General features: G+C 53.9%; 16 protein-coding genes. 13 read left to right on the forward strand and 3 right to left on the reverse strand.

Annotated features, from left to right (window positions below; all coding sequences use genetic code 11):
• The first annotated feature begins 163 nt into the window (after positions 1-163).
• The 4 genes from D8U82_RS08930 to D8U82_RS08945 all read left to right on the forward strand — a co-directional run bounded on the left by D8U82_RS08930 (position 164) and on the right by D8U82_RS08945 (position 6,666).
• Positions 164-427: a PAAR domain-containing protein gene (locus D8U82_RS08930; protein WP_130902052.1), complete on the forward strand. Its 264-nt coding sequence runs from the start codon at positions 164-166 to the stop codon at positions 425-427.
• Between the two features lie 123 nt (positions 428-550).
• Positions 551-5,251 carry an RHS repeat-associated core domain-containing protein gene (locus D8U82_RS08935; protein ID WP_130902053.1) on the forward strand — a complete coding sequence of 1,567 codons (4,701 nt, stop codon included), beginning with the start codon at positions 551-553 and terminating at the stop codon, positions 5,249-5,251.
• The gene (locus D8U82_RS08940; RefSeq protein WP_130902054.1) at positions 5,248-5,724 is read left to right on the forward strand and encodes a hypothetical protein; all 477 of its coding nucleotides are present in this window, start codon (positions 5,248-5,250) and stop codon (positions 5,722-5,724) included. The genes D8U82_RS08935 and D8U82_RS08940 overlap by 4 nt, the downstream gene beginning before the upstream one ends.
• A gap of 315 nt (positions 5,725-6,039) precedes the next feature.
• On the forward strand, positions 6,040-6,666 hold the full coding sequence (locus D8U82_RS08945; RefSeq protein ID WP_130902055.1) for a hypothetical protein: 627 nt from the start codon (positions 6,040-6,042) through the stop codon (positions 6,664-6,666).
• Positions 6,667-6,764: 98 nt separating this feature from the next.
• Here the strand turns inward: D8U82_RS08945 and D8U82_RS08950 are convergent, their stop codons facing one another.
• Positions 6,765-7,070: a hypothetical protein gene (locus D8U82_RS08950; protein ID WP_130902056.1), complete on the reverse strand. Its 306-nt coding sequence runs from the start codon at positions 7,068-7,070 to the stop codon at positions 6,765-6,767.
• Positions 7,071-7,161: 91 nt separating this feature from the next.
• On the opposite strand from D8U82_RS08950, the gene D8U82_RS08955 reads away from it, so the two are divergent.
• The 4 genes from D8U82_RS08955 (at position 7,162) to D8U82_RS08970 (ending at position 11,611) form a co-directional block, all read left to right on the forward strand.
• Positions 7,162-7,620, forward strand: coding sequence for a hypothetical protein (locus tag D8U82_RS08955; protein ID WP_177434123.1), 459 nt, complete (start codon positions 7,162-7,164; stop codon positions 7,618-7,620).
• Positions 7,621-7,716: 96 nt separating this feature from the next.
• Positions 7,717-9,492 carry a hypothetical protein gene (locus D8U82_RS08960; RefSeq protein WP_130902057.1) on the forward strand — a complete coding sequence of 592 codons (1,776 nt, stop codon included), beginning with the start codon at positions 7,717-7,719 and terminating at the stop codon, positions 9,490-9,492.
• Between the two features lie 312 nt (positions 9,493-9,804).
• The gene (locus D8U82_RS08965) at positions 9,805-10,629 is read left to right on the forward strand and encodes a GIY-YIG nuclease family protein (protein WP_130902058.1); all 825 of its coding nucleotides are present in this window, start codon (positions 9,805-9,807) and stop codon (positions 10,627-10,629) included.
• 88 nt (positions 10,630-10,717) lie between these two features.
• Complete coding sequence (locus D8U82_RS08970) at positions 10,718-11,611, forward strand: DUF2971 domain-containing protein (RefSeq protein WP_130902059.1); 894 nt, start codon at positions 10,718-10,720, stop codon at positions 11,609-11,611.
• A 199-nt stretch (positions 11,612-11,810) separates the two neighbouring features.
• On the opposite strand, the gene D8U82_RS08975 is transcribed toward D8U82_RS08970, so the two are convergent.
• The gene (locus tag D8U82_RS08975) at positions 11,811-12,179 is read right to left on the reverse strand and encodes a helix-turn-helix transcriptional regulator (RefSeq protein ID WP_130902060.1); all 369 of its coding nucleotides are present in this window, start codon (positions 12,177-12,179) and stop codon (positions 11,811-11,813) included.
• Between the two features lie 394 nt (positions 12,180-12,573).
• Here D8U82_RS08975 and chrA point away from each other — a divergent pair, with 394 nt between their 5' ends.
• The 3 genes from chrA to D8U82_RS08990 all read left to right on the forward strand — a co-directional run bounded on the left by chrA (position 12,574) and on the right by D8U82_RS08990 (position 15,639).
• On the forward strand, positions 12,574-13,929 hold the full coding sequence (gene chrA, locus D8U82_RS08980; RefSeq protein WP_125925299.1) for a chromate efflux transporter: 1,356 nt from the start codon (positions 12,574-12,576) through the stop codon (positions 13,927-13,929).
• A 238-nt stretch (positions 13,930-14,167) separates the two neighbouring features.
• Positions 14,168-15,052 (forward strand): manganese catalase family protein, encoded by an 885-nt coding sequence (locus tag D8U82_RS08985; protein WP_125925300.1) that lies wholly within the window; start codon positions 14,168-14,170, stop codon positions 15,050-15,052.
• A 77-nt stretch (positions 15,053-15,129) separates the two neighbouring features.
• Positions 15,130-15,639 carry a DUF892 family protein gene (locus D8U82_RS08990; protein WP_024012005.1) on the forward strand — a complete coding sequence of 170 codons (510 nt, stop codon included), beginning with the start codon at positions 15,130-15,132 and terminating at the stop codon, positions 15,637-15,639.
• Positions 15,640-15,687: 48 nt separating this feature from the next.
• Here the strand turns inward: D8U82_RS08990 and D8U82_RS08995 are convergent, their stop codons facing one another.
• The gene (locus D8U82_RS08995; protein ID WP_122700043.1) at positions 15,688-16,677 is read right to left on the reverse strand and encodes a ribonuclease Z; all 990 of its coding nucleotides are present in this window, start codon (positions 16,675-16,677) and stop codon (positions 15,688-15,690) included.
• A 196-nt stretch (positions 16,678-16,873) separates the two neighbouring features.
• Between D8U82_RS08995 and D8U82_RS09000 the strand changes: the two genes are divergently transcribed.
• Positions 16,874-18,457, forward strand: coding sequence for a histidine kinase famiy protein (locus D8U82_RS09000; protein WP_241668048.1), 1,584 nt, complete (start codon positions 16,874-16,876; stop codon positions 18,455-18,457).
• 90 nt (positions 18,458-18,547) lie between these two features.
• The gene (locus D8U82_RS09005; RefSeq protein WP_071174678.1) at positions 18,548-18,778 is read left to right on the forward strand and encodes a hypothetical protein; all 231 of its coding nucleotides are present in this window, start codon (positions 18,548-18,550) and stop codon (positions 18,776-18,778) included.
• Positions 18,779-18,780 lie beyond the last annotated feature (2 nt).

Below are 18,780 nucleotides of genomic sequence, written 5' to 3' on the forward strand. Positions count from 1 at the left end.
GCTAGATCTACGAAACGCAGTGTGAGCTCGAAGGGCGCGTGACAGGTCGTTAGTGACTGCAGCGCGCTTCATCGGCCAGCCAGAAAATATGAACGAGGGCGACCCTCTTTCGAACGTTTGCCTGGCCGATATGAATCCAGGATTTAGTCAAAGGAGTGACACCATGAAAGATGTAATCCGCTTGGGCGACTCCACCACGCACGGTGGCAAGGTGCTCGAAGCCTTCTCTCGAACCGACCTCAACGGCAAGCCCATTGCCGGTGTCGGCCATAAGGTCAGTTGCCCGCTCTGCAAAGGGGTTTTCCCGATTGCTGAGGGCAGCAGCACCTACACCGTTGACGGTACGCCCATCGCTCTGGACGGTATGAAAACTGCCTGTGGGGCCGCGCTCATTGCGAGCGGTCCGAAAGGCGCAGTGATCAGCTGATCGACCTGACGACATCCTGGTTTCATTGCTAGCGAGCGGCGACGTGCAGTCGAAAGCTCTCAATAGCGATGAGCCTCATGACATCCCTGAATTCCCGAGCCTGTTGGCTGGTAAGACGCTTCCATGACGACCAATATCGCTGTTGCAATCAAACGTGAACCACAAGTCGCCGTTGTTCCGCTGAATCTGATCATGGTGGAAGACGTGGGTCGCAGTGCGGCTCAATTTGATGCCTGGTTGCGAGAGATCAGTGGCGATCTGGTGACATTGGAGCGCATCAAGACGGTCGCCGGCGCGCTGCCTGTTGTCGGCAACATCATGGCGCTGGTCGATGCGCTGAATGATGTTGTGACACTCTCCAACAGCCCACGACAAGATCCTTTGAACTGGGTCAGTCTCGGGATCAACCTGATCGGTGTCTTGCCGATGCCGCCGAACATGGCGGCCGCGCGGATGAGCTTGCGACCGACATTGTTCCTTGTCCGTCAGGAGGTCGCCAAGGTCGGCAAACTGGTATTGGGCGATGCGTTGATCAACGTCGTGGTTGGCCATCTGAACGCTGATATTGTTGGGGTGATCGATGATTTCGTTAAGCAGGCTCAAGCCAAACTCAAGGAGCTGCTCAATGATGCAGGAGAGCTTGGCGAAAAGATCCTCAATGAAATTGCCGTCGGGTTAGAGCGCGTCGTAAACGGACAGCTCGATGCCAAAGGCAATTTGAAAGCGGCAGAGCAGATGGCAAGCGCTGCCGGCGAACAACTACTACATGATCCTTTGAGCGCTATCAGCAATATCTTCGGCGCCGCGGCGAACGTTTACAAAGCAGCGGGCAAAGGCGTTGCCAACAGTGCGGCCGAGCATCTGTTGCCGGAGCAAGCAAAGAAAAAAGTTCTGATTCATACGAAATCGCTGCGCGCCATGGGACCTGAGCTGCGCACGCAGTTGAACAAGTTGAGTGATCCAGCCGTTCAAAGCTCCATCGGCGCGCTGCTGGTGGTGCTGACCAGCGCCGTTGCAGCCTGGCGTATGCGCAATGCGCATGGGCAGGGCGGTAACGTCAAACCGGGCATGACCAGTCAATCCCGACGCGTTGCCAGCGACGGCAAGGTCGAAGTCAGCCGTGCTGAGTCGAAGCCGAAGACGCGCCCCAATGATGAGAAAAACGAAGTATGCCCTGCGACCTGCAAACGCATCAGCTTTGCCATGGGTACGGAGACGTTTGATCACTCGGATTTCAGCTTGCCCGGCGCTTTCCCGATTGATTGGACCCGCACGTATTGCTCGGACTTAGGCGCCTATGATTCGGGCATCTTGGGCGCGCGCTGGATCACTCCGTTCACGACTCGCATCGATGAGCAGGACGATGGTCTGGTGTTTCACGATGCAGACGGCCGAAGCCACAACTATCCGCTACCCAAGATCGGGCAGTTTCATTACGACGCGATTGAAAACATCACCTTGCTGCATGTCAGCGAGGGGCAGTTGCTGCTATGCCGGGGTTTCGAGCGCAAGGAAACCTACAGCCGTCATGGGCAAAGTTACCTGCTGGTAGGTGTTGTGCTGCGCAGTGGCGCCGGAATCATGCTGCACCATGAGCATCGTCACGGTGAGGCGCCCGTGTTGTCCGACCTGATTACCTATCAGGAAAATGACATCACCAAGGTACATCGTCATCTCGGTACGCTGATTGATACTCATGGCCGTTTGACCGGCCTTTGGGAGATCCGTGACGGGGCGCCACAGCGTCAGCTGTGCGCTTATGAGTATGACGCGCAGGGCGACCTGATTCTCGCCCAGGATGAGAACGGTGCGGCTTGGTCGTATCAGTATGATCATCATCTGATCACGCGCTACACGGACCGGACCGGGCGTGGGATGAACTTGCAGTGGCAGGGCACGGGCGCTGATGCCAAGGCCGTGCGCGAGTGGGCCGATGACGGCAGTTTCGACACCCGTCTGGAATGGGATGAGAACATTCGTCTGACGTACGTGACGGATGCTCACGGCAACGAAACATGGCACTACTACGACAGCCTGGGCTACACGTATCGCATTCGTCACGCCGATGGCTTGTCGGAGTGGTTGTTCCGTGATGACGCAAAAAACGTCGTCCGGCATGTGCATCCCGATGGGGCCACTGACCGCTATAGCTACGACGAGCGTGGCAATCGGCTTGAGCATATTCGCGCCGACAATAGCGTGGTGCACTTCGCCTATGACAATCACGATCAACTGATCAAAATCATGGACGCAGAAGGGGGGCTATGGCTGCGCGCCTATGACGACGCCGGTAACCTGGTTGAAACGGTCGATCCGCTCGGCAACAAGACTGAATACGCCTATGACAAAAAGGGTCTGCCAATTGCCATCAAGGATGCCAACGGCAACGAGAAGACCCTCGAATACAACGATGCGGGTCAATTACTCAAGTATGTGGATTGCTCAGGGAAGACCAGTGCATGGAAGTATGACGATCGCGGCTTGATGATCTGCGCAACGGATGCAGCAGGGCAGAGCACCGAATACGAATACAAGGCTGGGCAGGTAGCGCTTATCCGGCATCCGGACAAAACAGAGGAGCGTTTTGAGCGCGATGCTGAGGGCAGGCTTCTGGCCCATGTCGACGGATTGGATCGCTGCACGACGTGGAGCTATACCGCAGCTGGTTTTGTCGAAGAACGCGTGGACGCTGCCGAACAGACGCTGCGGTATCGGTGGGATCGTTTGGGACGTTTGCAGGCGCTGGAGAACCAGAATGAACGCTCTGCGCAATTTCTCTACGACCCTGTAGGGCGCCTATTGACCGAAACGGGCTTTGACGGACGTCTGACTCGCTACCATTACGACATCGCGTCTGGACGCCTATCAAAGGTCGTCACCGGTGACCGTATTGTGACGGTAGCGTATGACGAGATGGGGCGTGTAACCGAGCGTCTAGCTTCGCTTGGCGACCAGTCTCAGGCGGAGCGTTACGCCTATGACGGCAGGGGTAACATGATCCTCGCCAGTAACGCAGACAGCCAATTGCAATGGTTCCATGACCTGGCCGGCAATATGGTGCGCGAGCATCAGCATTATCTCGGTTTGGACAAACCACTGGTTGCGGTCTGGCAGCACGAGTACGACGTGCTCAACCAGCGCGTGGCCACGATCCGTCCTGACGGTCATCGGATCAGTTGGTTGACGTACGGTAGCGGTCATCTTTTGGCATTGCGCCTGAACGAGCATGAGTTGCTTGGCTATGAGCGCGACGACCTGCATCGCGAAGTGGCTCGGCATCAAGGCAATCGTCTTGTGCAGACGCAGAAGTGGGACCCTGCCGGGCGCCTGCAAGAGCAACTGTTGGGCCGTAGTGATGACAAGTCGGTTTTGCTTAAGCGTGAGTACGCCTACGACGCCGCAGGACAACTGAACGAAATCAACGATACGCGCCGTGGCCAGTTGTCCTATCGCTATGATCCGGTGAGCCGATTGTTGAGCGCAGTGAGTCGTTTGGGTGTTGAAACCTTCGATTTTGACCCGGCGGGTAACCTGCTTGATGAGAAAGCGGCCGAGAGTCGGCGGCCTTTGGAGTTGACTTCCCCGCGCAGCAAGTTGGTCGATAACCTGTTGCGCGAGTATGCAGGGACTCACTACGAATACGATGAGCGTGGCAATCAGGTCAAGCGTTGGCGCGACGGTGCTTACAGCCAGATGCGTTGGGATCTGTTCGATCGGCTGGTGCATTTCGAGGACAGCAGGCTTTCGGTAGAGTTTGCCTACGACGCCCTTGGTCGGCGGTTATCCAAGAATTCAAAGGTGAACTACAAGCAGCGGCCGGCGGCAGGCTCACTGTGGAATAGCGCTGAGCACGCTCGGTTGCAGCGAGAGCACGGCTGTGGCTTTACGTTGTACGGCTGGGATGGCGATAACCTGGCTTGGGAAAGTGGTGCTGATCAGCAGGATGGGGAGGCGGGACGCACCATTCATTACGTTTTTGAGCCCGGAACGTTCATTCCTGTCGCTCAGGCGATGTCGAATCATTCCATTAATCTAATGGGATTGCCTGACTACGACGCGGATTACAGCTTAGAGGATGATCCGCTCTGGAATCGTTCCGCGGTATCGCCCCCAATCGATGTATTGAATTGGTACCAATGCGACCACTTGGGCACGCCTTTGGAGATGACCGATCAGAACGGTGACGTCGTATGGAGCGCTCAGTACAAGGCCTGGGGTGAGATTCGGGAGGAGCGGTCGCAGTGGGCGAAGCAGCAGGGTATTGCAAACCCTATTCGATTCCAAGGGCAGTACCATGATCATGAGACGGGGCTGCATTACAACAGGCATCGCTACTACGACCCGTCAGTGGGACGTTTCATAAGTCAGGATCCTATTGGTTACGAAGGGGGGCTCAACCTTTACCAGTATGTTCCTAATCCTATTGGGTGGACTGACCCGCGCGGACTGGCTCGTCAAAAAGGAATTACGCCCAACAACAAAGGCACACGCACTACAATCGAGTCGGGTAATCTGCAAGCTCCAGAAGTTGGATACAGCACGAAAGCAGGCGGGGAAGGTATTCAGCATCCTGTGGTTCAAGAGCTCTATGAATCGATACCAGACGATCAACGTTCTCCTTTTATTCATGGGCACTGCGGAGAAGCGGATGCGCTGAGTAAGATTGCCAAGGCTAACGATGTCAAATCTGTCGAAGCTTTGAGAGATCTCACGAGCGGCTCAACATCTACGACCGTAAGGAATGATGGTAAACAGTTGAAATTTTGCCGATCTTGCGCTCAAGTTATGGGTAAGCTCGGCGTATGTGATGGAGTTAAAGAATGAGCGATGAAAAAGAAATTGAAGAAGTCGAAAATCTTGAGGCGCGTCTCCTTGCCGCCGGCGTATCCATTAATCAGTTAGTGCGGTGCTACGCGGATTTTTTGCTTCATCTGATTGCAGGCGACGCTTTAAGTAGTATTTCTTCTGCAAAACTCGATCTTATGTCCAACTACCTGAGTAAGGCCGTAACTCCTGGAGTAATTGAGTCTAGTCAGGAGCAAAGGAAGGGGTTCTTTGTCGATCTTTGGCCAATTGAAAGGCAATATAGAGAATCGGATCCACCATTCGCGAATTTCGTACGATGTGTAATCTGTTGCTTCGGAAATGAGGAAGACTGGGAGCAGGATGATACGGGAGAGACCACACCTTTATGGTATTTTCTTTTCTATATCAAGAAGGTTTGTCCCGAAATAAAAAACGAATTTTTACAGTATTTTGAAGGTGCTTTCAGTGAGCGTGGATTATCTGAAAGGTAGGCTTTAGCTGTCGGCAATTTTTTGCGCGACAGTGGAGAGGTCCTTCGCACTGAAAACACTGGTGAACTATTACCCCTCACGAGCGGCAGTTTTCGGCCAAAGCAGACGATGGACATCCAACTGATACGTCAGTAGTGTGCTCAAAATTCATGTCGCTTTTCCCTCGCGTCATGTCGCGCTTCTGACGTGACAGTCAAGCCAATCAGGGAATTGCGGATGAACAAGTAGCGTTATCAGACATACATGTCGCGTTTAAGAAAACATGTATGCTGTCTAATTACTAACTAAGCAATAAAGCACAGGGGATTATAGCAAGTGTCATCGTTAACTGACTGGATTGTCGCCGGATCAAGTATCATCACAGCGGTCGGAGTGGTTTTTGTAGCGTTTCAGGCCCTTTTGGCTCAAAGGTCTTTAAAAGCAGATCATGAAAGATCCAGAAGAGAAAAGGCTATCAACCTTCTTATGCATATGGATGTGATTAGACAAAGGCAATCTTCCATTGCTAGAAAGTTTGCGGAAACACTAAGTTTTGAACAGTCAAGATCTCTATTGAGTCAAGAGAGCTTTAAGGTGGAGTCGAAGCACAGGGAGTTATTGCTGGGTTGTATTTCGAAGGAATCGAATCTCCACGAGACTACCAAGGATTCTAATGGTCAAATTGAAATTCCAGTATCAGACTGTGCTGATATCAGGTGGCAGATTGTATCTTATCTAAATAATCTTGAAAGTACGCTCTCAGCCTGGAGGCACAACGTGGCTGATAGAGATATATTGGAAGAACAATATCACTTTTTGGTTTCTCCATCAGATGGTCACTACCTGCTTAAAGAGTTCCGTAGAGCTGCAGGTGGGCCAAGGCATTTCCCATCAATAGAAGAATTTGTGTCGCATATCGAAAATAAATCAAACAACAGTAGTGGAAAGGTACAGGTTGCCTAACAAGGTATTACAGCGGACATGACGCTGAATGTGGCGTTAGCGTCCGCTTCTGGCCGGGAGCAAGCCCGACGCATTAGGCAGCAGCCGGCCAGAAGCAGTCATTCGGGAATGCCTGGGCTATCAACGAAATCGGCAAAGAGGTGTATCGAGCAAGCTGGCTCTGTCCAGGGATTTGCTTGCACAGCGGCGTGAACTATCGCACTCGTATTGACGAAGAGCGCGTTGCCATACTGCGATTGATGCACTTGACGATAGTTGGTATAAGCGATGCGCACGCCCTTGAGGAGCGTGTTCGCTGATACGCCAATCACGCGGCGGCTCTCAAAGTTGTCGGCGCGGACTTCACTTCCAATTATGAAATAGAGAGCTTCGTTCTCCGCCTTTAGAACCTGGGGACTAATCATCTTGAAGTCCACTCCGATTACCAATTCTTTGAGTGCGATCTGTGCTGTTGCCTGTCCACACCATTTCTACCTTCTGTCACTGGAATAAATTATGAGTTTTATGAAGACCGCTGCGTCATTGGCAATTGTCCAGATTCTGATTCTGGGAAGCGCTGCCTGGGCCCAACAGCCAACCAGTGAGACAGCAATTCAAGCTCAATTGCATGTTCCTGAGCCGTATGAGCTGACGCAAGGAACCTTTATCAACCTGACATTGGAGCGCGTTGATCCCAACCAGGTATCAGCGATGGTCTATGAGAACGTCTACGACGCCTTCGAGAACATCGCGATACCCAGAGGAAGCCGCTTGTTCGGACGCCAAGTCAACAAAATTAATGACGTACATGACGTGTATTTCACCCAGATACAGCTCAACAGCACCGGCCAAACCTATACCCTTCAACCGCCTTTACAGGCCACCACACCGCTCGGTGCAGCCGGCATCGTGGATTTTAAGCCTGCTGCTACTGCCGGAACCATGCTGCGCAAAGATCTCGTGATTCCACACTAAGTTGCCATCTACAGATGCATCGCCCCCAGCAATGACAGATTCGCGTTTCCACGATCCGTACGAAAGCTACATCCTCAATTTTGGATAAATAACTAAATGAGCGCTCTGCTTCTGAAAGCTCCACTAAACACAAAATTCCAAGCAGATGTTCAAAAGTACATCATCGAGCTAGAGTTGAAAATTAAACGCCTTCATTTCTTTCGAGCTGCGCAAGTCAAGAAACTGCTGCCGGCCCGAGAGAGTGCGGAGTTCTTCACTCAGTGCATTGAAGCGTTAGAGAAAGCGTTCGCTGGCGATCTCAACTCCTACTCAGCCATGCGCTGGATGTACTACCTTCGGCGTACACCTAATGCAGTTTTTAGTGGAGACCTATCTTCCACCGGCGTTAACTCCCGAGCATTAGCTGAAGTTTACGCAAATCGCAGTACGAAATCAGAAACAGCTACATATGGGAGTAATGGCTTCGTTTTTCCGATCAACGAAAGCACGTTAAGGCACGTCGCCCGATTTGCATCTTTCATTACGATTATTTATGACTTGCAAGTTGGATTCCGTTTCGCGAGTAAAGGGTCCGAATATGATTTTTCCAGCCAGCATCACCGCGCACTTATCAAAAGAAAATTCATGGCGGATCTACCAGCTTTTAAATCAGTCCTTCCACGCCGTGTGCGAAACCCGTTACTGGAGTCCGCCGTGCAGATTTATGACCAACGCCATAACTATCAACGGCGCACTTTCCAAGGGGTAGCGATGAGCCTGGCAGGCCTCGCTCATGACGACGCAGCAATCGGCGACATAAAAACCAGAGTTGATATCACGCAGGCGCTGTGGGGGATGCAAGACGAAAAAATCTTCTCGCCTCAAGAGTTTCTTGACGGAAACCCACGAGCTGAAATTTATGGAGGCGACCGGCAGATCATTGTTCGTTTCGGCCCGTCGAACATTGACTACGCAAGGCTTTTCGAGCTGTACCGCCTACCTGTTATGGCAAAAGTCGAAATTGATAACAACGCCGCGCTTTGCCTATTGCTGCTTTTCCTCGCCGGGCGCTGGCTTCAGAGACGGCGCTACTCGTTCCTTCGAGTCATGGAACTCGGCTACTTCATCATGGATTTCCAGCAGTGGGACGATTTCGCCGACGGGCAATACTCCAAGGCATGCGATGAGATCCGTCAGTATCTACCTCAGCTCCAAGCACCTGAAAACTACAGCGCATTCGTCACAAGTTGCTTGAACTTTAAAGGTGAGGTTTGGCCCCTCTCTCACGGGGATATCCTCCGGGTTACTAACGACTACGTATGTATTGACATGTGGGCCGCTTCTACGGGTTTCCTGGGCTGGTTCCAATTTCCCAAGACTCAAGGGCAGGTTGCTAATGAACGTGCAGCCAAGTTTGAGGACGTGGTTCAAGAGGTAATCGATTTGTCCCCTTGGGCAGACAGTTCCATTCAGAGGTTGCGGCAACGGGAGCTTAAAGTGGACGGGCAAGCTCTGACCGACATTGATGCTATCGGCTCCTACGATGGCGCCCTACTAGTGGTTTCGTGCAAAAGCATCCCATACACGCGCGAGTATGATCGCGGTACGCACAACGCCATTCGCAACGCAGCATCGACGGTGGACAAAGGGGTAGATTATTGGGCAAACATCGTCAGCAAACTCCAAGCTCGGAAGGAAGGTGATAATTTCAATTTCACAAGCTACAAGCAGATCATTGGAGTGGTTTGCACGCCCTTTGCGGTGTACACGAGCCATCCTGCGTCTCTGTCAATGTCTGTAGGTAAATTGCGATGGGCGTGCTCATTGGATGAGCTGTCGGAGTTTTTGAGAAGTAGCGCCTCAGGGATTACTGAATCGCCCAGAGTTTCGTAGACGGTTCTATGCCCTAGACCGAGGTAGATCAGAATGGTGGAGCTGCTGTTTTGAGGAACACCATTGAGCGTCCGATTCTGGCCGACCTCTGACGGTCACGACAGGCGGGAGTCGGCCATAAACGGACGTTGGCTAACGACCGCTACCGGCCAGAAGCGGTCAGTCATATCCGGCTGCTTCCGGCCAAACGCTGTTGTACCTAGCCATCACCGCCTATACCAATCAAAACTACCTGAAAGACGATCTGGACGGCTTAAGCGCTGCTATGGAATCCTTGGGGCACGTAGTCCCTTCCAGCAGAGTCAACCTTTTATGCTTATGCAACTCCTGAGCAGCATGCTGCCGTCACTTACAATCCAAAATACAAAGGTTCATCTCGCACAACACAATGGGTTTGAACACCCAATGGATGTATTCCTTGCAGGCGATTTCGATGATTGGCAGTCATGGCAGTCCCGAAGAAACTTTGAATGCGAGTACGTGATTGGTCTGGTAGAACTGCCTGGCACTAAGAAATGGTTACTGGCTGGTGTGTACGATTCACTCAAAGTCAACGAATCGAAGGGTAGTAAAGGGAATCGTGACTTCGTGTACGACTACCGTCGTGTGCCTGAATTTGCCGAGCTGGAAGGCCGCTTGATACTCGACTACACAAAACCACGAGGTAACTATCTCTGGCTTGAAACGTGCCTGAAAAGCATGGTTGTATCATCAATGCTGGAAAAGCCTATGACAGTCGGAAAATTTCCCGGCTTCAAGGAAGTAGATATATCTCACAGAGAATTGAACATTATCGCCCAACAGGGTCTAGAATCTTGGCAGACAGCGCTTTCCAGCGTAGCAGGTGTGTATCTCATATCTGACCGTACTGAAGGCGAGCATCAGCTATACGTAGGCTCGGCGACCGGGACGGGCGGTTTGTGGGAACGCTGGGTTAACTACTCTAATAACGGACATGGTGGAAATATCCGCATACGAGATCTGCGAACTAAGCGTGGCAAAAATTTCGCAGAAAATTTCAGGTTTAGCATTCTCGAAATTGCGGATAAACATACAGGGAAGGATGAAATGATGCAGAAAGAAATTTATTGGAAGCGCCGCCTTCTGACGCGCGACAGCGGACTAAACGGAAACTGAACAGATCGGATATGCCCCTTTGCCACCCGACTAAATATTCTTCTATATGATATTTTAACTGTCTTTAATCTTGAAGCGTGTAGATGCCATGGACCTGCCACCAGAGAAACTATACAAATACATTCCTTCTGCTAGAGTTGACGTATTACAACACCTGACAATACGATTTACTCAGCCATCCGCACTAAATGATCCATTCGAATTTAATCTGCTATTTAGTGAGGCTTTGTCAACTCAACAGCTTCGAGAGCACTACGAAAAAGCAGATAAACATGAAATTGCCTTAGAAGCAATTAACAGCCTCCCAGATGAACAGAAAGCTTTGCTTGCGCTATTACCGAAAGAGCAGCTTGTTCATATGCTTGAGCAATTCACCTCAACAATTTTCAATTCGGAACAAATCAATAGCATTCATGGAGCCTACATAGCACCATTAACATCAAAATTAAAAAATAAACTTTATGAAGGTCTTAATAAAACAATTGGCATTTTGAGCTTGAGCGCAACGCCTGTATCCCCTCCTATGTGGGCAAATTATGCAGAAAACTCAACAGGGTTTGTGCTGGAGTTTGATACTGCGCATCCTTTTTTCAACGGTCGGCGATCTGACAAGGATGAGTTTTATCACCTGCGTCGAGTAGTTTATGCTGATAGGCAGCCAGGTGCCACAATGATGGATATGCCGTTTGATACTTTTGTCCTGAAAAATAAAAGTTGGGAATACGAACAGGAATGGCGCATGCTCTTGCCATTAGATGCAGCATGCAAAAGATTTAAAACCCCATCCGGTGATGATGTGTCGTTATTTGATGTCCCGGCTACGGCAATTTCAAAAGTCATTATTGGCCTTAATTCAAAAAAGCAAACAATCAGCGAATTAGTAGGGATTTTGAAAAAGAGCAACCATTTCGCTCACGTCGGATTAGAAAAAATTCAGAAAGGCTCCACGGGTTTTGAATTGACCAAGTTTAAAAATGAATAGCGAATCTCTACACTGAAAGCTGCCCGACGATTGCATAACTATAATTACTGCTTTTGACACAACTCGAAATGCAGCCCGCTATGGGTATCGATAGTCCAAAGTGCGAATGGCTGCTCATGGCCGAAAGCTGCCGCTGGCGAATGGAGAGCAAAGGGCCTATTCCTAACCATCTTTATTGATTTTCGCTGCTCTTGGCTCGTTATTCAATCAAGTGGAAATCGTCTCGCTGTTTGGGATCGGTAGTCGCACCTCGGCAGTTCTCACCTTTAGATGGGGGGTGACCTGGGATGAAAATTAGCCCTTCATTCTCGAATGCGTAAGCCAATGCCTGCATCGTTACCTCATTCAACTTCCTTGTACCGCTCTCAAGATCTTTGATGGCTTTCACAGAAACGGAAGAACGGAAGGCTAATGCCTCGATGCTCCAGTCCAGCATTTCTCTTGCTACAGAGCAGTGACGTGCAGAAAAGGTGGCCGGCAGTCGTTGAAAAAAAGCTAACAGGGCAGCGTCCTCCGCCGCTTCGGATACGGATCTAGCTTTTGAGAAATTGACAATTTCAGCACTCATGAAAGACGTCCTTTTGCTGTATGGATGAACAGTATCTAGAGTAGCGTCTCGGATTCTCTTTAGCTAGAGGGGGCAGCAGCTGTAGAAATGCCCGAGCTGAAAATCGGGAAATTGACTCAAAATTTTCCAGCAATCTTTAGGGCAAATTTAGGGCATATATTAGGTCTGTGCAGGCCGTTCTATACCAATTCAAATGATTCGAAGTCCGCGCTATGAAGGTCTATAGCGGTATGGCTGGGGTGTGCCGTGGGTTCGAATCCCTATCTCTCCGCCATTATTGAACAAGACGAAGCCCCCGTAATCATTGCTGATTACGGGGGCTTTTTCGTTTCTGGCGTTTCGTTCGTGAGGCTTTTCGGGTACAACCTGCCGACTGCATAAAAGGAACAGCTCGATGAGTGAAGTTCAGCCGTTGGCGGGTGATGACGACGTTAGGCCGCAGGCCGTGAGTCTGCGCGAGGCGTTCTGGTTCTGGTTGAAGCTGGGCTTTATCAGTTTCGGCGGGCCGGCCGGGCAGATTTCGATCATGCACCAGGAGTTGGTCGAGCGGCGGCGCTGGATTTCCGAGCGGCGTTTTCTGCATGCCTTGAACTATTGCATGTTGCTGCCCGGGCCTGAGGCGCAGCAATTGGCGACTTACATTGGCTGGCTGATGCATCGCAGCTGGGGCGGGATTGTGGCCGGGGCGTTGTTCGTGTTGCCTTCGCTGTTCATCCTGATTTTCCTGTCGTGGCTCTATATCGCCTTCGGTGAAGTGCCGGTGGTCGCTGGGCTGTTTTACGGGATCAAGCCTGCGGTGACGGCCATTGTCGTGCAGGCGGCGCATCGCATCGGTTCGCGGGCGCTGAAGAATAATTGGCTGTGGGCGATTGCGGCGGCGTCGTTTACGGCGATTTTTGCGTTCAATGTGCCGTTCCCGTTGATCGTGCTGGGTGCTGCGGTGACTGGCTATTTTGGCGGTCGCCTGGCACCGGAGAAATTCAGGGCCGGCGGGCATAGCGCAGCGAAGAAGTCTTTCGGCACGGCGTTGATCGACGACGACACGCCAACCCCGGCCCATGCCCGTTTCAGCTGGACGAAACTGGCCACGCTCGCCGTGATTGGCGTCGCGCTTTGGGCGTTGCCGATGGGAGTATTGACCGCGCTATTCGGCTGGCAGGGCACGTTGACGCAAATGAGCTGGTTCTTCACCAAAGCTGCGCTGCTTACCTTTGGCGGAGCTTATGCGGTGTTGCCCTATGTCTATCAAGGTGCGGTCGGCCACTACGGCTGGCTGACGCCGACGCAGATGATCGACGGCCTGGCGCTGGGCGAAACCACACCGGGGCCGCTGATCATGGTGGTGGCGTTTGTCGGTTTTGTCGGGGCTTATGTGGCGCAGGTGTTCGGCGCCGATCAGGTGTTTCTCGCCGGAGCGGTCGCCGCCGCGCTGGTGACGTGGTTTACCTTTCTGCCCTCATTCCTGTTCATCCTCGCCGGCGGCCCGCTGGTGGAGTCGACGCACGACGAACTCAAATTCACCGCACCACTGACCGCGATCACCGCTGCGGTGGTTGGGGTGATTCTCAATCTGGCGTGTTTCTTCGGCTACCACGTGCTCTGGCCGCAAGGCTTCAGCGGCAGCCTGGATTGGCCATCGGCGTTGATTGCGCTTGCCGCGGCCATTGCCCTGTTTCGCTTCAAGCGCGGAGTGATTCAGGTGTTGCTGGGCTGTGCGCTGGTTGGGTTGGTGGTGCATTTGCTGCGTTAGTGATCGCGGCGCTGGAAATCGAATCGCGCGCTGGAGACTCGATTCCGGCAATAAGTTCCGGTCATTCCAGTGCGAATACCCCCAGCGGTATAGCCCCGTTTCGCTTGTTGGCGCGGTTCAAACCATTTGTCCTGTCGCCGCAAATTTTTTGAAATTTCCGCAACGACAATGCTTCACAAAAGGGTAGGCAAACTTTTACCCAGAACTTGCCACGCTTACCCGACTGAGGAGATTTGTCATGTTTCTACATAACAAGCGACTTCAATACACCGTTCGTGTCGCCGAGCCCAATCCGGGGCTGGCCAATCTGTTGCTCGAGCAGTTTGGCGGCGCACAAGGTGAACTGGCGGCGGCTTCGCGCTATTTCACTCAAGCCCTGGCCGAGGACGATCCGGGACGCAAGGACTTGCTGATGGATATCGCCACTGAAGAACTCAGCCATTTGGAAATCATTGGCTCGATCATCGTCATGCTCAACAAGGGCGCGAAAGGCCGGATGGCCGAAGGCGTCGAGCAGGAGGGCGAGCTGTATCGCTCGCTCAATGGCAACGGCAATGACTCGCACATCACCAGCCTGCTCTACGGTGCCGGTTCGCCGCTGACCAACTCTGCCGGTGTGCCATGGACGGCGGCGTACGTCGATACCATCGGTGAGCCGACCGCCGACATGCGCTCCAATATTGCTGCTGAAGCACGGGCGAAGATCGTCTATGAGCGCTTGATGAACGTGACCGATGACCCCGGCGTGAAAGAGGCTCTGGGCTTTCTGATGACCCGTGAGATCGCCCACCAGTTGTCGTTCGAAAAAGCCCTGCATTCGATTCAGCCAAACTTCCCGCAAGGCAAGCTGCCCGGCATGCCTGAGTTCACCAACGTCTACTTCAACATGTCGCAAGGCACCGAAAGCATGCGCGGCCCGTGGAATCAGGGCGACGATTGGGAGTTCGTCGAAACCCCGACGCCAGCGGTCGACGGCGGCGATGGCTTGGCCACCGTGCAACTGGACAGCGCCGACGAAGCGCTGCTGGAAAACATGAAGATGCGCACCATGTCCGACCCCAACAGCGAGCCGGTCACCGGTGCGGATCTGGGCTCCGGCGCGCAGGCCAAGCCTGGTTTGTAAGGCACGTGGGGCGCGCCGGACATCGAGCGGCGCGCCCCGGTTGATCACTGTGAAATCATCAAGAAGAGGACTCGACAATGGCTACTCCACAGGAAAACCTGCTCGACTGGCTGCGTGATGCCCATGCCATGGAGCAACAGGCCGAGCAAATGCTCAAGGCACAATCCAAGCGTCTGGAACATTACCCGCAGCTCAAGGCGCGCATCGATCAGCACATCGAAGAAACCCTCGGCCAGCAGAAACTCATCGACGAATGCCTGCAACGTCTGGGCGGTGAATCCTCGACGATGAAAGACCTGGGCGGCAAATTGATGGCGTTCGGTCAGGCTGTCGGCGGCTCCTTGATGAGCGATGAAGTGATCAAGGGCGCCATGGCCGGCTACGTTTTCGAGAACATGGAGGTCGCCAGCTATACCGTGCTGATCGCAGCGGCGAAAGCGGCGGGGGACACGCAGACGCAGAAGGCCTGCGAACAGATTCTGCCGCAGGAAGTGGCCATGGCTGAATGGCTGCTCAAGCATTTGCCGCAACTGACCGACGCGTTTCTGGAACGCTCGGCGGATCCGGACAAAGAAGCCAAGAAGTAACCCTTGCCACCGGCGTCCGCCTGCCAGACGGGCGGACGCGCTATCAAATTACGGTGCGACCTGCAGCGGCTTGCGCTCGATCTCCACCGGTTGCAAATGACCCAGCCGATCCAAGTGATAGCGTTGCAGATCCCGCGCCAGAATCAGGTGGCCGTCATACAGCGCCGCCGCTTCACTGCGCACATCTTCGATGGATGGACTCAGCGCCGGGTTGGCCTGATAGCGCGCGCTAAAGTGCGTCAGCACCAGGTTGCGCACCCCAGCGGATTCGGCGAAACCGGCGACAGCGGCGGCGCTACTGTGGCCGTAACTGGCTCGAGCGCGGTCGATTGCTGCCTGCACGAATGTCGCTTCATGCACCAGCACGTCCGCCGATTGCGCCACTTCTGCCAGCAGTGCCGGCCGATCGTTGTCGCCGCAGACGATGATGCGCCGATCAGGTCGCGCGCTCAGCAGATAGTCGCGAGCGTGCAGCATTCGCCCGTCAACCTCCACGTCCTGACCATGGGCCAACTGACCCCAGAGCGGGCCGCGTTCGATGCCTTCAGCGTCGAGTCGCTGCACGTCGAGACGCGGTTCCGGATCGGACTCGGTAAATACATAACCGTGACACGGCACACGGTGCGACAACTCGACGGTCTGCACCTGGACGTTGAGGTTGCGCCATTCGGTAAGCGTTTCCACGGCGTGCAGGTTGATCTCGAAGGGCAGATGCGATTGCGTCACCTCGAGGCTCATTCTCAGCCATGGCTGCAGCGCCGCCGGCAGAATAATGTCCAGCGGCCGCGTGCGTCCGGACATGCCGGTGCTCGCCAGCAGACCCGGCAAGCCCAGGCAGTGATCGGCGTGCACATGAGTGATGAAAATCGCCCGCAATTCACTCAGTGACAGCGGCGTGCGCAGCACCTGATGCTGAGTGCCTTCACCGCAATCGATCAGGTACCAGCCCTTGCCGGCAGAGGCGATCAATGCTGTTGCGCTGACGTTGCGCTGGCGGGTCGGCACGCCGGCAGACGTGCCCAGAAACAACAAATCCACGGTGGTTCTCCCTGGCGGATCGGATTTCAGATCTTGCGTGCAGTTCTCGGTGAGCTTTCGACAATCAGCGAGGCGATTCGGATCCATCGAAGTACCGGGACAATTCATCGGACACCCGCCGTTGCGGTGTGCGGCCTTGGCACTTCGCTCGCTGATGATGGTCACAGCGAAACGGAGTCACTTAGCGGAGGTCAACTTGCCCAGAAAATCCAGGCCGATCGTCGACCGCGCCGATGCGGCGACCCTTTCGCAAGAACGCAAAGATGTGTTTTTCGCGGCGGTGCAGGTCAGCCGTATGGCCATGATTGTCACCGATCCAGCGCAGCCCGACGATCCCATCATTTTTGCCAACAATGCGTTTCTTGAACTCAGCGGCTACGAGCTGGAAGAAGTGCTCGGGCGCAACTGCAGGTTTCTGCAAGGCGAGCAGACTGATCGTTCCGTCTTGCAACAGGTCAAGCAAGCGCTCAAACATCAACACGAAACCTGCGTGGAGGTACTCAACTATCGCAAGGATGGCTCGTCGTTCTGGAACGAGCTGTTCATCGCGCCACTATTCAACGAGCGCGGGCAACTGGTGTATTTCTTCGCCTCGCAAATGGACGTCAGCCGCCGACGCGACGCCGAGGACGGTTTGCGCTACAGCGAGAACATGGAAGCGCTGGGCCAGTTGACCGGTGGCATCGCTCACGATTTCAACAATCTGTTGCAAGTGATGATCGGCTACATCGAGCTGATCCAGCACACCGCCAAGCGGCCGAGCATTGATCCGCAACGCATCGTGGTCGGCGCCGGCCACGCTCGCGCGGCGGCGGAAAAAGCACGTTTGCTGACCCAGCATCTGCTGGCATTCTCCCGCCGACAGCGGCTCGAAGGCCGGGTGATCAATCTCAATGCCTTGCTTGAGCGCTCTGCGCTGCCGACGCATGAATCCGCCGATCTGGAACCGCGATTCGAACTGGCCGAGGATTTGTGGAACTGCCGGCTCGACCCGGCGCAGGCCGAGATGGCACTGAATCATCTGCTGTCCAATGCCCGCGATGCATTGGGGCAGCAGCAACAGCAACAGCCCGTGATCACCGTGCAGACGCGCAACGTCGTTGTCCCGGACGCGACCGATCCGCACCAGGGCGGACTGGCGGCGGGGCGTTACGTCTGCATCGCAATCGCCGATAACGGCGTGGGCATTGCCGCTGACGATCTCGAAAAGGTCATGGAACCGTTTTTCACCACCAAGGAGGAGGGCAACGGTGCCGGCCTCGGTTTGTCGATGGTTTACGGCTTCGTCAAGCAATCCGGCGGTGTGGTCAAAATCGAATCGACACCGGGGCTCGGCACCACGGTGCGCCTGTTCTTCCCGGCGGATGACAGTCAGCTATCGGCACCTGGCTCCGCTGAAACCGCAGAAAATCTCAAGGGCACGGAGCGCATCCTGATCGTCGAGGATCGCGCCGAAGTTGCTGAACTGGCGCGCTTCGTACTGTCCGAACAGGGTTACCGGACCACCATCGCTGCAGACGCGAGCGAGGCACTGGCGATGTTGCAGAGTAGCGACTTTGAGCTGGTCTTCACCGATCTGGTCATGCCCGGTGAGATGAACGGGCTGGCACTGGCGCGGGAAATCACCCAGCGCTATCCGACCATGAAGATCCTGCTGACGACCGGCTACTGCGCGGACGAGTCGACGCCCAATGAGCTGGCTGACAATGAGTTCGAATTGATCGCCAAGCCCTACGCGCCGGTGGATCTGTTGCGCAAGCTGCGCTCGATGCTCGGCTGAAAAAACGAACTGTCAGTGAACGTTCGGCGTCCATCCTTAAGACCACATTGAGCAACCAGTGAGGGGACGATCCCCGAGGAGATGTTTGCTATGAGTGATTATCCGATGGACGAAACCGATTCCGATCACCGCAACCGCCAGTTCGGTCAGGCGCTGGGGCTGGATGCTGACGAGGTGGAGTCGTGGGTCAGTGCAATCGAAGAGGACGGCAGCGGCATGGGCTACGTCGTGCATTTTTCCAGCGAGACGCCGGTGGACGTACTGGCCAAGGTGCAAGGGCTGGGCGATGACCTGATGATCAATATCGGGCCGATCGACTGAGC

This window comes from Pseudomonas sp. Sample_23 (genome assembly GCF_004307595.1).
Lineage (GTDB): Bacteria > Pseudomonadota > Gammaproteobacteria > Pseudomonadales > Pseudomonadaceae > Aquipseudomonas > Aquipseudomonas atacamensis.